This is a genomic window from Pseudomonas imrae (assembly GCF_046352735.2).
Classification (GTDB): domain Bacteria; phylum Pseudomonadota; class Gammaproteobacteria; order Pseudomonadales; family Pseudomonadaceae; genus Aquipseudomonas; species Aquipseudomonas imrae.
On the sequence record NZ_CP110853.2, the window covers coordinates 2,112,696 to 2,125,761 of the forward strand.

General features: G+C 61.1%; 8 protein-coding genes. 1 reads left to right on the forward strand and 7 read right to left on the reverse strand.

Annotation, left to right across the window (positions count from 1 at the left end):
• Positions 1 to 33 precede the first annotated feature (33 nt).
• The 4 genes from OQ460_RS09505 to pvdM form a co-directional block, all read right to left on the reverse strand.
• Positions 34 to 2,469, reverse strand: coding sequence for a TonB-dependent siderophore receptor (locus OQ460_RS09505; protein ID WP_410021549.1), 2,436 nt, complete (start codon positions 2,467 to 2,469; stop codon positions 34 to 36).
• Between the two features lie 101 nt (positions 2,470 to 2,570).
• A complete protein-coding gene (locus OQ460_RS09510) occupies positions 2,571 to 4,220 on the reverse strand; it encodes a cyclic peptide export ABC transporter (protein ID WP_410021550.1) in 1,650 nt (549 codons plus the stop codon).
• A 143-nt stretch (positions 4,221 to 4,363) separates the two neighbouring features.
• The gene (locus tag OQ460_RS09515; RefSeq protein WP_410021551.1) at positions 4,364 to 5,257 is read right to left on the reverse strand and encodes a formylglycine-generating enzyme family protein; all 894 of its coding nucleotides are present in this window, start codon (positions 5,255 to 5,257) and stop codon (positions 4,364 to 4,366) included.
• A gap of 27 nt (positions 5,258 to 5,284) precedes the next feature.
• Complete coding sequence (pvdM, locus tag OQ460_RS09520; protein WP_410021552.1) at positions 5,285 to 6,622, reverse strand: pyoverdine-tailoring dipeptidase-like protein PvdM; 1,338 nt, start codon at positions 6,620 to 6,622, stop codon at positions 5,285 to 5,287.
• Between the two features lie 217 nt (positions 6,623 to 6,839).
• Between pvdM and OQ460_RS09525 the strand changes: the two genes are divergently transcribed.
• A complete protein-coding gene (locus OQ460_RS09525) occupies positions 6,840 to 8,459 on the forward strand; it encodes a PvdJ/PvdD/PvdP-like protein (protein WP_410021553.1) in 1,620 nt (539 codons plus the stop codon).
• A 54-nt stretch (positions 8,460 to 8,513) separates the two neighbouring features.
• Here the strand turns inward: OQ460_RS09525 and OQ460_RS09530 are convergent, their stop codons facing one another.
• The 3 genes from OQ460_RS09530 to OQ460_RS09540 are packed head-to-tail and all read right to left on the reverse strand — an operon-like array spanning position 8,514 to position 13,059.
• Entirely contained in the window at positions 8,514 to 9,908 is a 1,395-nt protein-coding gene (locus OQ460_RS09530; protein WP_410021554.1) for an efflux transporter outer membrane subunit, read from the reverse strand.
• 7 nt (positions 9,909 to 9,915) lie between these two features.
• Positions 9,916 to 11,886 carry a MacB family efflux pump subunit gene (locus OQ460_RS09535; RefSeq protein WP_410021555.1) on the reverse strand — a complete coding sequence of 657 codons (1,971 nt, stop codon included), beginning with the start codon at positions 11,884 to 11,886 and terminating at the stop codon, positions 9,916 to 9,918.
• Complete coding sequence (locus tag OQ460_RS09540; protein ID WP_410021556.1) at positions 11,887 to 13,059, reverse strand: efflux RND transporter periplasmic adaptor subunit; 1,173 nt, start codon at positions 13,057 to 13,059, stop codon at positions 11,887 to 11,889.
• Between the last annotated feature and the right edge of the window lie 7 nt (positions 13,060 to 13,066).

Sequence of the window (13,066 nt, forward strand, 5' to 3'; positions counted from 1 at the left end):
GACCGGGTGCATTGCGCACCCGGTTTTTTTGGCTTAGAACTTGGCGCGTAAGGCCAGGTTGAAGTTGCGGGGTTCGCCGTAGACGTTCCAGTAGTTCGGGTTGCCGGTAGTCTGGATGTACTTTTTGTCGAAGACGTTATCCAGGTTGTACTGCACTTCGAGATTTTTATTGATCTCGTAAATCGCGTGCAAGTTGGTCAGGGTATAGCCTCCTTGCTGGATCTTGTAGTCTTCGCCGACTTCCGTCTGAGTCATCTTGCTTTGGGTAATGACGCTACCACCCACGCGCGTTTTGTTAAGAACGCCCGGTAGACGATAGTCAGTGGCGATTTTGAACAGGTGTCGGGGAGCCGAGGCAGAGTAATCATCGCCCTTCTGTGCGCCAGCAATGTACTTGGACTGGGTATAGGTATAGCCACCGGACACGTTCCAATCGGCGGTCAACGCGCCGTTGATCTCAAGATCAATACCGCGATTGCGGACCTTTTCTGATGCGCGATAGCAGCCGTTCGGGCAGACGGTCTCGGCCTCGGCATCACTCAATGCCTCGGCGCGTCCGGTCTGATCCGACTGGAACAGGGCAATGGCAGTGGTCAGACGCTTGTCGAGAAACTCGCCCTTGAGTCCCAGCTCATAGTTGGAACCGGTCATGGGCTTGAGGGCGGTACCGCTCGCGTCGAGGTTGTTCTGAGGTTTGAATATCTCGGTGTAGCTGGCGTACGCAGAGAAGTTTTCGTTTAACTCCTGGACCAGACCGGCGTAGGGCGTCACTTCACCGTTTTTGGTGAATTCAGATCCCTTGACCAGGCTGTTGGATTTGTACCAACTGACGCGGCTACCCAGAATCAATTTGGTTGAGTCAGTCAAGCTGAAACGGCCTGCTGCATAAACCCCAGCTTGTTTTTGAGTCTGGTTGTACTTCCACTTGGCGACATTCAATGCCGTCGGTTTAGGTGGATCGAATGATCCAGGGTCGTTGATATCGAAAACGTAGTTATAGGTGGTGTCGTTGCCGCCGTGATAATCAAAGTCATCGACCCGCACGTTGCTGCCTATAACGAAATCATGTTGTTTGCCCAGTAACTGGAATGGACCGGAAAGATAAGTATCCACCCCAGTCTGAGTGTCGTTATAGCGGAAGTGGCGCGGTTGTAGCCTGAAACTATCAGTGGTGCCGGCCACCCGCTGGGTGAAGTTGCCGAGAAAGTCCGATTTCGCCCAGGTTTGGTTGGCCGCCACCACCAGTTTCCAGTCGTTGTCGAAGTAGTGCTGTACGTCGGCGAAGACTGTGGTGTTGTGCTTGTCCAGATGGTTCCACTTGCCGGTGAGCGAGGTGGAACGGGACAGTGGGTAGAAACTGCCGTTAGCCCGAGTAGGCAGGCCGGACCAGTCGTAGCCGGAGTTGCGATCCTTCTGGTAGGTAAAACCCAAGGTGGCCATGGTGTTTTCAGTTAGGTCAGCTTCGATGATGCTGTAGAACACCTGATTTTCTTTTTTAGCCGTGTCCAGATAGCTATTGGCATTGTTGTAGGTCAGCACGGTACGTCCACGGATCGTGCCTTCCTCGTTCAGTGGGGACGACAGGTCAACCATGGTCTTGTAGTCGTCCCACGAACCAACCGAAGTTTCGATCAATGCCTGGGGCGTGGCGGTGGGGCGCTTGCGCACCATGTTGATGGAGGCAGACGGGTTACCGGCGCCCTCCATCAGGCCGGTGGCACCACGGACGATTTCGACCCGGTCATAAATATCGGTGGTCGGTTTGGCAAGGGCGTCCATGGAGTAGGCGTTGGCGAAGTTGGTGGGAATGCCGTCAATCTGCAAGCTATCGACCTGTTGCCCGCGTGACATGTACAACGAACGTTCGGCGCCGTTCTTGACCACGGTGATACCGGTGGCGTTCTGCATCACGTCATCAAGGTTCTTCATCCCCTGGTCGTTCATGCGCTGGCGCGTGACCACCGTCACCGATTGCGGGGTCTCGCGCAGTGACATCGGCAACTTGGTGGCGGTGGCTGACTTGCCGGCGCTGTAGGCATGTGTGCCTTCGGTGGTGCCGCTGTCGCTGTTGAAGCCGCTGATAGTGGTGGCGCCCAGCTCCAGCCCGGCTGCGTTATCGCGCTTGGAGACCAGCACCAGGGTTTCGTCCTGCATGCTGAAGCTCAGGCCGGTACCCCCCAGCAACACGGCCAATGCGGCTGTGGGCGACAGGTTTGAATTGAGCGCTGTGCTGTTCAGTCCTTGCAGGTCCTGTGGGTTGTACAGCACCTGCAGTTTGCTTTGCTGGCCAAAAGCCTGGAGTGCGCTGGTCATCGGTTGTGCGGGTATGGCGAAACTGATCGTTTGCGCCTGCACCTGTGCGGCGAACGGCAGTGCCACCAGCAGCGACAGGCGGGGCAGGGTCTTCAGGTTCAGCGTGCAGCGCATGACCAGTGATGCCAGGGGAGTTAAGCGGTGAAGTGGCGACATCCGAAGGGCTCGTTGTAGTTAATGTTGGGAGTGGTTCTCATTGCTATTGGTAGTGAGACGCACCTGTGCAACAAAACCGGAAAAAATCGCACACTTGTTTTTCAGGCCGTCACCAGCTCAGCCGTGACCTTGCCATTTTTCATCCGCACCAGTTGGTCCGCCACGTCGAAGTAGCGGTCGTCGTGGGAGATCACAATGATGGTTTTGCCCAGGCGCTTGAGGTCCGGCAACAGTTCGGTATAAAAAATTCGCCGGAAGGTCGGATCCTGGTCTGCGGCCCATTCATCAAACACCAGTACCGGGCGTTCTTCCAGCCAGGCATTGATCAGTGCCAGGCGCTTGCGCTGGCCGGTGGACAGGTCGGTGGTGGTAAAGCTGCCGTCACGCACGCTCACTTTATGGGCAATTTCCAGGCGTTGCAGGTACTTGTTGGCATCGGCGGGAATCTGCTGGTCGCCTTGCACCACATCGTCAAACAGGTAGTAGTCGGCAAAAATGGTAGTGAACAGCTGGCGATAATCATCGCGGCTGACGGCGCTCACGGGCTGGCCATTGAGGCGAATTTCACCCTGTTGAGGCGGGTAAAGGCCCAGCAGCAACTTGATCAGCGTGGTCTTGCCGCAACCGTTTTCGCCGACGATAAAAATGATGTCGCCTTGCTCGATCCGCAGGTTGACCGGCCCAAGGATGAACGGCTCGCTGCCTTCGACCGGGGCGAAGCCGTAGGACACATTCGACAGTTCCAGGCTTTGCACCGGCGCCGGCTTGGCCACGCCGGGGCTGAGCAGCAAGTGCGGTTCCGGCGATGAAAACTGTTCCGACAATTGCGCGATACGGCGGAAGGCAATGCGCGCGCGGCTGACGATGGGCAGGGTGCCGATCAAGTGTTCCAGCGGGCCTTTCATGTACAGCAGGATCAACACAAAACCGCTCATCACCGCCTTGTCGCCGGTCGGCCAGAACGCCTGCATGACCAAGGCCAGGCCAATGACCACGAAAAACAGCATCGAACCGAAGGTCTTGGCGATGACAAACGTGTTGATGGCGCGGATCTGCGTTTTGCAGATGAAGTCGGCGGTGGCCTGCACGCCGTGGACAAACATGCGATGCCGACGCGGGCGGTGGATCCGCAACTCCTTGGCCCCTTCGGCGATGGCGTGGTAGCTCTTCTGCAGATCGTCCTCGGCTTCGCGGGCCGCTTCGAAGCCACGGCCACCGCTGGCCTGGGCGATGAACTGGGCCACGGTCCCGATGGCAATCGCCACCAGCATCAATACGAACATCGGCCATGACAGCATCGCCAGATAGCCGAGGCAGCCCAGGGTGACGGTCATGGAAATCGCCAGCGGCGCGAAGGCGAAGGCAAAGTCGCTGATGGTATCGACGTCGTGGGTCAGGACCGGGATCAGTCGATGGCTGCGATAGCGCTCGATCTGGTCAATCGGTGCGGCGAGAACTTTTTCGCCCAGCTCCTTGCGCAGCCGGGCGATGATGTTTTGCCCGACGTAGTTGGTACCGATGTCGGAGAAGATTGCACTCAGCAGCGCCAGCAGGCACAGGCCGGCGAAGCCCAGCATGGCCCCTTGGGTGAGGCTGCCCTCGGTATGCAGGGCGTTGTTGATGGTGGCCAACAGGGCGGTGACGCTCAGGCCCCCGACCATGCCCAGGGCAATCGAAACGGCCACGATGGGCCAGAAAGGCTTGAGCAGGCCAAACAGTTCACTGAGGGCTCCGCGTGAGGTGTTGGTCATGGGCATGGTTCCGCTTCAGTTCAACGAGGGGTAGGGAGGCGTAGGGGTGGGTTACGGGCGCCGGGGCCTGTTCAGTAAGAACGACTTTGGCGCGCGCTAATTTAAGGCCGACCGCCAGGCGGCGGTCGCCCCAGCCAGGTTGCTTAAAGGTCGCGCACGACGCGAAAGCCGACCCAATCGCCGCGCTCGCCCGGGAACAGATCGTTGCGGTTGCCCGAGCGTGAGAAAATCGGCGCCTCGCCATAGTCGTTGCCGCGAATCTGTTGCAGTTTGCAATCGGCTTCCAGCCACGGACTGCCGTCTGTGGGGGCGCCGACATAATCACGGTGGGCGCAATCGGCGACCCACTCATAGACATTGCCGTGCATGTCATACACCCCGAATGCGTTAGGCGGGAAGCTACCGGCTGGCGAGGTGTAGTTGTAACCGTCGGAGGCGCCATAGGTATTGGCGTGCTTGGCGATGCTGTATTCCTTGCCCTCATCGAACGGGAAGGGGAAAGGCCCTCTGCTGCCGGCCCGGGCTGCATATTCACGGATCGATTCGCTGACCATGCGATAGGCCTTGCCGGTTTTCTTCGACAGCCAGGCAATGTAGGCATTGGCCTCGGCGAAATCCATGCATACCGCTGGCTGCCTGGGTGTCAGCGGGTAGCGCGGCTTCCCGGCCTTGCATTCGCGGCCGGGACGGGTGTCGCCGTCGGGCATGACATAACCGGTGTCGCGGATATAGGCGTCCCATTCGCCGGCCAACACTTGAAAGCGGCTGATGGCGAAAGGTTTGCTGAACGTCACCTCATGCATCGGGCCTTCATCGGGTTGCCGGCCGGCTTCGTCCTCCGGCGTGCCCATGGTGAACGTGCCGGTGGGCAGCACGACCATTTCCGGGCAGTCCTTGCAGTCCTTGAACACCTTGCCGGGTGCCGGTGCTGCGGCGCTGGCCTGGGCGGCGCCCGAGCCACACAGGCCGGCCAAAACCAGTGCGAGCAACAATCGGGTGCGAGGACCTCGGGGCGGATGTAGTAATTGACTCGTCATGACAAACCTCTTGGAAGAAAAAACGGGCTAGGGTTTGGCGGCCTTCTGCACTTGCTCCCAGACCCGCAGGAAGTTGCCGCCCCATAATTTGGCGATGTCGGCTTCGGAGTAGCCGCGCTGCAGCAGCTCGGCAGTGACGTTGCGCACTTCGCTGACATCCTTCCAACCCTTGATGCCGCCGCCGTCATTGAAGTCCGAGGCAATGCCGACATGGTCGATACCGATTTTCCTCACGGTGTAGTCAATGGCATCGCCCAGGTCCTTGAGGGTGGCCTTGGGTTCTTCGTCGAGGATGGCGTACAGCGCCTGGGCGTACTCCCCGAACTTCTGTTCGGGCCAGGCCGCGATGATCGGGTCGCCTGGCATCAGGGCCATGGCCAGGTTGGGCAGCGGTGGCAGGTCAAATCGGCTGCGCAAGGTGTTGAGCTTGTCTTGAGTGGCTTGGGTCAACGGCCGCAAGTACGCCGAAAACCCCACCACCTGCACCACGCCACCGCTCTGCTTGATCAGTTGCAGTTCCTTGTCGCTGAGATTGCGCGGTATATCCACCATCGCCTGGGGCGCCGAATGGGACGCCACCAACGGCGTGCGACTCAGGTGCGCCACTTGTGCCAGGGCTTTGCTCGACATCTGCGAGACGTCGATGATCACCCCCAGGTCGTTTAAGCGCTGCACGGCCTGCCTGCCAATCTCCGAGAGCCCATCGAGGGCATCGGGCGAGTCGTTGAAAAACGGCAGCGGGCGCGAAGAGTCGGCCCAGTCGTTGTTGCCTACGTAGCTGAAGCCGAACATGCGCATGCCCCGCGCCGCCCAGAAATCCAGCTGATTGAGGTCGTGGCCCAGCGGGTAGGCATTGAGCATGCTGATAAAGATCGCAAACTTGCCCTCGCCATGCAGGCGCCGCATGTCATCCGGGGTATAGGCGATTGCCACTTGGTTGGGGTAATCGCGGACCATCGCGCTGATGATCTTGAAGCGCACTTCCTGTTGGTTGCGGGCTTCGTCGACAAAACCGGCAGTGGGTTTGTGAGGCGCGTTGGGCCCGTTCCACAGTTCGGGCCAGCCGAAGATGGTCAGTGCGGCTGCCGACAAGCGCCCGCGTGCCGCCTTGGCCAGGTCGAATTCCCCTGGGCCGTCCTTGTCGGCTTCCCGGCCTTCGGTGCCGAAGTCCAGGGGAATGGTGATATGGCTGTCGAAGGAGATGATCCGGTCCTGCAGCTCATCGGCTTGTTTGAGCAGCTTGAGCGGGTATCCGGGGGTGGTTCCGAAGCCGAACTCCCAGGCCAGGAAGCCTGCGCCCACTGTGAGTGCGACGGCCAGGGGCAAGCCGATCAGCAGGGCTTTTTTCGAACGTGGTTTTGTCATTGCCATCTCAGTCAGGTTCGCGGTCGAGGCACAGGCACAGGGCCTTCGCTATCTGGGAAGAACGATTGGCCTGGCGGCAAATTTAGGCCTTGGAGTGTGTCGGCAAATGATCCGTGCAGGGTGGGCGGGCCTTGGGGCAGCAGATGGCTAAATTTGCCGGCATGGGAAACGTATTAGCTTGGATAAGGCCTGCTCCATGGCTCAAACAGGTAGGGCAATGACGATTTCGCGGCGTGGGTTTATTGCAGGTCTGGCGTTGACGGGTGCGGCGGTGCCGGCGGCTTATTATGCGCACCGCCATTTGACCCGGGAGGAGGAACCCGTGACGCCCGGCGAGGCGTCCGTAGAACTGGCCGACACAACCGGCCAGCAGTTGGCCAATCGCTTGCGTGGCATCTGGGATATTCGTTTCGAAGGGCGTGACGCGGGTCTGGATGGCCTGCCCCTGCAGGGGTTGACGGTTTTTCTGGATATTGCCTCCAAGGGGCGCGGGCTGATCGGCTACCTGGATCATGATGAAGTATTGCAGGGCGCAGGCGAGCCGCTCTACCACGTGTCGGGCGATCTGGCCGAACCCGGCGAACCGCAACACTATTGGCGGTTGCTGCGTACCGTCGAGGGTGTACCGACGCCGATCTATGAGTTCAGCATGACGCTTGATGAAGTCTGGGCCGAGTTCGGCAATGCGGGCAGCGGTACTCTCAGTGGCCAGGTTTCGCGACTTGATCGCCCCTTGTCGTTACCCGTCGAAGACCACCGTTTTGTCGCCACCAAGCGTTTGTTTCCCGAAGCACGCCAGCGCATTGGTTTGAATCAGGCATTGCTCGCATGGCTGATCTCCCCGGAGCACCGCTTGTTTCACCAGCTGTGGCATGCCTCCCGGGATAAATGGCACACCCTGCCCGAGGACAAGCGCGACGCCTTGCGCGGTATTGGCTGGCAGCCTGGCCCCAGGGACAAGGAGCGTGACGCCCGCGGAGTGCGCAAGGACCGCAATGGCTCGGGCATCGATTTTTTCTTCATGCATCGCCATATGCTCGCCACCGCGCGGTCTCTGCAGGACTTGCCTTCCTGGCCACGGTTTCCACTGCCGCAACCGGAGCTCGAGCGTGATCGTGTGGGGTTTGCGCGATATTTTGATAATCATGACGGCTTTGCGTTGCCACCGACCTGGACGGCTGCGGACGACGACGCCTTCACCCGCTGGATCAGTGACATCAAGCAGGCGGACACGTTTCACGGCAACTTTCGGGTCTGGGAGGCGCGCTACAGCGATTCGCGGTATTTGTCGCGCTTGACCCTGGGGCAGTTTGGTTCGGAAATCGAACTGGGCCTGCACGACTGGCTGCACATGCGCTGGGCGTCGGTGCCTCGCGATCCGTCCAACGGCGCCCCGGTGCCGCTGGCGCGCGAACTGGATGACTTTTCACCCCGTTGGTACGTGGCCGAAAACGACTTTCTCGGCGATCCGTTTTCGTCCCATGTAAACCCGGTGTTCTGGCATTTCCACGGCTGGATCGATGACCGCATCGAAGACTGGTTTCGGGCCCATGAACGCTTTCATCCGGGCGAAGTCACGCGTTTGCGGGTCAACGGGATTCCCTGGTTCGCGCCTGGTCGCTGGGTAGAAATCGGTGATCCCTGGCTGGGGCCGGTGACTCATGGCTGTAGCACGACGCCTGGGCTGCAGATGGGCAAAACGGTGGAAATGGACCCGGAGACCATGAAGCTGGCGTTGCGTATCACCTTCGGCACGGATGACAAAAAGCTCGCCGACCTGTTCCGCAAAGTGCCTCGCAGGCCTTGGTATGCGCGGCACTTGAAGGTTGGGGACTAGGGGGTGCCAGCCGGGTGAAAACCTTGAGGGGCGATTCTTGGCCGAGCCTGACGCTCAGTACACCCGCCAGCCACCGCCCAAGGCTTTATACAAAGCGATGCTCGCGCTGAGGCGGGCCTGGCGCAGTTGTACGTTCAAGTCTTGCGCGGCATATAGCGTGCGCTGGGTTTCCAGAACCGTGAGCAGGTCTTCTGCGCCTGCCTGGTAGCGGTTTTGTGCGATGCGAAATGCACTTTGCGCCTCTTCCAGTTCCTCGGTCTGCCACTGACGTTGCTCATCCAGTCCGCGAATGCTGCTCAGGGCGGATTCCACGTCGGCGAAACCCTGGATGATGGTGCCGCGATAGCTGTGCAACAGTTCCTCCTGGCGCGCAGTGGCTTTGTCACGTTCGGCGGCGAGGCGGCCATGGTTGAAGATCGGCGCAAGCAGCCCGCCCGTGAGGTTGTAGAACGGGCTGCGCAACAGGTCTGCGGCCTGGTTTGCACCCGATCCCAGGTTGGCGGTGAGAGTGACGCTGGGCAACATGGCCCCACGTGCGACGGTGATGTCGGCCTGGGCTGCCGCCAGCCTGGCTTCGGCACTGGCGATGTCTGGGCGCCGACTCAGCAACTGGCTGGGCACGCCGGCGGCAATCGTCGGCCAGGTCAGGCTGGCAAAGGGCTGCGGGCTCAGGACCAGTTCCTGGACCGGTTGGCCCAGCAGGGTGGCCAGGCTGATACGGGCCTCGCGGGTCTGCTGCTGCACCCTGGGCAGTTGTCGTTGCTGCGCTGCGACCAGGCTTTTTTGCTGAGCCAGTTCAAGGGTAGTGGCGGAACCCGCGTCATGCCGGGTCTGCACCAGGTTCAACACGCTTTGCGCGTTAGCCAGGTTGAGTTCGGCGATGCGTAGTTGCTCATCCAGCGCCAGCACCTGTGTATAGAGGGTCGCGACGCCACTGAGCAGGGTCAGTTCGACAGTCGCTTGGTCGAACTCGCTGGCTCGCACATCCTGCAGCGCACTGTCGCGACTGGCGCGCTTGCCGCCCCAGAAGTCGATTTCGTAACTGGCGGTCAGGTTCGCATCGAAGTAATCCACCGCGCGATTATCGTTGTCGGCACTCAGTTGGCGGTAGCCGTTGCCGCCCAGCAGTTTCTGGTGGTTGGCATTCAGCCCGGCCTTGAGTTCCGGCAGCAGTGGCGCGCCGGCGATCACCGCGCTGGCCTGGGCCTGGCGTACACGGGCCATGGCGCCGGCCAGGTCGTGGCTGCCGATACGGGCCTGCTCGATCAGGCGGTTGAGTTGCGGGCTGGCAAATGCCGTCCACCATTGTCGATTGTCTGCCAGGCTGGCCGAATCCTGTGATGCATCCCAGTTAGTGGGTGGCTGCAGGCCGCTGTCGGGGCGCGGGGCAGGGCTGGTGCAAGCCGACAGCAAGACGCTGGCGGCAATCAGGGTCAAGGTGGCTTTCATCGCGTGTTCATTCACTGGTAAGGGCCGTGACGGGGTCAAGGCGAGCCGCTTTGCGAGCCGGCATAAAGCCGAAGATAACTCCGGTGACCAACGCGCACGCAAAGGCGCCGAGGGCCGAGGCCGGGGAAAAGGCCACCGCCACGTCACTGAGCAGCAGCGCGCCACCCACCAGCAGGGCCAGGCCGATGCCTGTCACGCCGCCGACCACCGACAACATCACCGCCTCTGTGAGGAACTGGCGCAGGATGTCGCGCTGTCGCGCGCCGGTGGCCATGCGGATGCCGATTTCCCGGGTGCGCTCGCGTACGGTCATCAACATGATATTCATCACGCCGATGCCTCCCACCAGCAATGAAATGGCAGCGATGGCGCCGAGCATCAGCGACAGGGTGTTCTGGGTCCGCGCTTCGGCCTGGATCATGGCGGCGTTGTTGGTCAGGTCGTAGTCGCGCTTGCCGTTGTGCAGGCGCAGCAGCAACTGGTCGATAGCCTTTTCGGCGTCGTGGACCTTGCGCGCATCGGCAGCGGCGATCACCACATATTCAGGGTTATAGGTGCCGAACAAGCGCACGCTGGCCGCCGAATAAGGGATGGCAATGCGGTTGTCACTGTCCTTGTCGCCGGAGCTGGCACCTTTTTCCGCGAGCACCCCCACCACCTGGAATGGCACGTTTTCAATCAGGATGTACTGGCCGATCGGGTCGCTGCCATTGGTAAACAGCGTGTCGCGCACTTTCTTGCCGATCACCGCCACGGTAGCGGCGGCACGCTCGTCGGCCTGGGTGAAGTAGCTGCCTTCGACCACCGGCCAGTTGAAAATCGCCGGGAAGTTGGTGTCGTTACCTCCCACATAAGCGAGGTGGTCGACATTGGCGAAGCGTACCCCGGCGTCCGCGCCATTCACTGGCATGATGCGTTGAACCTGCGGCAGGGCGGCCAGGGCCGCGACATCGTCCAGGGTGATGATGCCGGGCGGTGTACGCGGGTTGGGCGCCGAACCACTGACGTAGAGAATGTTTGAGCCGAAGGCGCCCATTTGTGCCATTACCTGGCGCTTGCTGCCTTCGCCCACGGCAAGCATCACCACCACGGAGGCGACCCCGATGATGATCCCCAGCAGCGTCAGTGCCGTGCGGAACCGGTTGACCCACATGACGCGCCAGGCCGCTTGCACAGCGTCCAGCAGCTCGGCTTTCCAGGCGCCGTTGTGCTCGGCACCGTCAGCCAGGCGTTGGCGCAGGTCCACTGCTTGCAGGGCGCGGGTGTCGAGGGTGGTGATCTCGGAGGGGGTGTCTGCGGTATCGCTGATGATCAAGCCGTCGCGGATTTCGATGATGCGCTTGGCGCGCGCCGCCACTTCGCGGTCGTGGGTGATGAGAATGACGACATGACCCTGGCTCGCCAGTTCGTCCAGCAGTGTCATGACCTCGGCGCCGCTGTGGCTGTCGAGGGCGCCGGTCGGTTCGTCGGCGAGGATGATATGGCCGCCGTTCATCAAGGCGCGTGCAATCGAAACCCGTTGCTGTTGGCCGCCGGAAAGCTGGTGCGGGCGGTTGTCGGTGCGTCCCGCCAGCCCAAGGCGCGTCAACAATGCGCTGGCGCGGGCGTGACGTTCACTGGCGCTCATGCCGGCATAAATCGCCGGCATTTCGACGTTCTCCTGGGCCGAGCCGGACGGGATCAAGTGATAGCCCTGAAACACAAAGCCGAACGCTTCGCGGCGCAGCCAGGCCAGCTCGTCGCTACCCAGGTGGGCGACGTTTTGCCCGGCAAACAGGTAGTCGCCCTCGCTTGGGCGGTCGAGGCAGCCAAGGATGTTCATCAGTGTGGATTTGCCGGACCCGGAAGCCCCGACAATCGCCAGGAATTCGCCCGCATGGATCGACAGGTCGATACCGCGAAGCACGTCGACCTGCGGCGTTTCACCGCCTCCGTAGGATTTGCGAATGCCCTTGAGTTCGATCAGTGGCGCCGACATTCAACCTCCGCTGCCATCAGCCGGGCCGATCAGCAGGTGATCACCTTCGTCCAGGCCCTCGAGCACCTGGACGCGCAAGCGGTCACTGATGCCCAGGCGGACCTGGCGGGTTTCGATGCTGCCGTTTTTGGCCACGACCCGAGCGACCTGTTGATCAATGCCGGAGGAGCCTTGCAGGGCGGCAACCGGGGCGGTCAGGGCATTCTTGACCTGGCTGGCGACGAAAAATACCTGGGTGGTCATCTCTGCCATCAGCGCGTTGTCGGCGTTATCGACGTCCAGCAGCACCGTATAAAGCACTACCCGGCCACTGCCGCTTTTCCCGGAGCTACTGGGGCTGCCGCCACCCTGGCTGGTTTCATTGAGGGGCTTGGGAGGCACGGGCAGGATCTGGCGCACGGTACTGGTCCAGCGTCGATTGCCACCACTGAGGGTAGTGAAATAAGCGTGCATCCCCGGTTTGACATGGCCGATATCTGCCTCTGAAACTTCCGCCCACACCGTCATCGGCGACAGTTTGGCGATTCGCAGGATCAACGGTGTCTGTTGCTGGGCGTTGAGGGTCTGGCCTTCGCGGGCGTCCACGGCAACCACTGTGCCACTCATCGGCGCATAGATGCGCGTATAGCCCAGTTCGGCTTCATCGCTGCGCAGACTGGCCCGGGCCTGGCGGATCTGCGCCTGGAACATGTCGACCCGCGCCTGGGTGGCGCTCAGTTCGGCCTTGGCGGTTTGCACGTCTTCCTCGCGGGTGGCGTTGCCGGCCACCAGGCGCTGCTGACGCTGGTATTTCTGGCGCGCCAACGCATGCTGTGCCCGTTGCTCCTGCAATTGGGCCTGTAAGTTCTCGATGGCGTAGCGACTGGCGTCCAGTTTGGCCTTTTGTGTCGATGGATCGATTTCCACCAGCAATTGGCCTTCCTTGACCATATCGCCGGCTTCGACGTGGATTTTCTGGATCTGTCCGGACGCTTGGGCGCCGACGTCCACATAGCGCCTTGGTTGCAGGGTGCCCAGGGCGGTGACGCTGCTTTCGATATCGCCCCGGGTAACGGTGACGGTCGCTAGATTTTCCCGCCCCGACGGCAGAATCTGCCAGGCCGCGACAGCAATAACGGGGGCCAGGGCGGCGATGACAAGCAAGGCGCGTCGGGCGGTGGGAGGACGTTTCATGCACGGT

Bases quoted from the DNA above. Each gene is read 5' to 3' on its own strand.
- OQ460_RS09510 (WP_410021550.1), bottom strand. From the start codon at position 4,220: ATGACCAACACCTCACGCGGAGCCCTCAGTGAACTGTTTGGCCTGCTC.
- OQ460_RS09505 (WP_410021549.1), bottom strand. From the start codon at position 2,469: ATGTCGCCACTTCACCGCTTAACTCCCCTGGCATCACTGGTCATGCGC.
- OQ460_RS09515 (WP_410021551.1), bottom strand. From the start codon at position 5,257: ATGACGAGTCAATTACTACATCCGCCCCGAGGTCCTCGCACCCGATTG.
- OQ460_RS09525 (WP_410021553.1), top strand. From the start codon at position 6,840: ATGACGATTTCGCGGCGTGGGTTTATTGCAGGTCTGGCGTTGACGGGT.
- OQ460_RS09535 (WP_410021555.1), bottom strand. From the start codon at position 11,886: ATGTCGGCGCCACTGATCGAACTCAAGGGCATTCGCAAATCCTACGGA.
- pvdM (WP_410021552.1), bottom strand. From the start codon at position 6,622: ATGACAAAACCACGTTCGAAAAAAGCCCTGCTGATCGGCTTGCCCCTG.
- OQ460_RS09540 (WP_410021556.1), bottom strand. From the start codon at position 13,059: ATGAAACGTCCTCCCACCGCCCGACGCGCCTTGCTTGTCATCGCCGCC.
- OQ460_RS09530 (WP_410021554.1), bottom strand. From the start codon at position 9,908: ATGAAAGCCACCTTGACCCTGATTGCCGCCAGCGTCTTGCTGTCGGCT.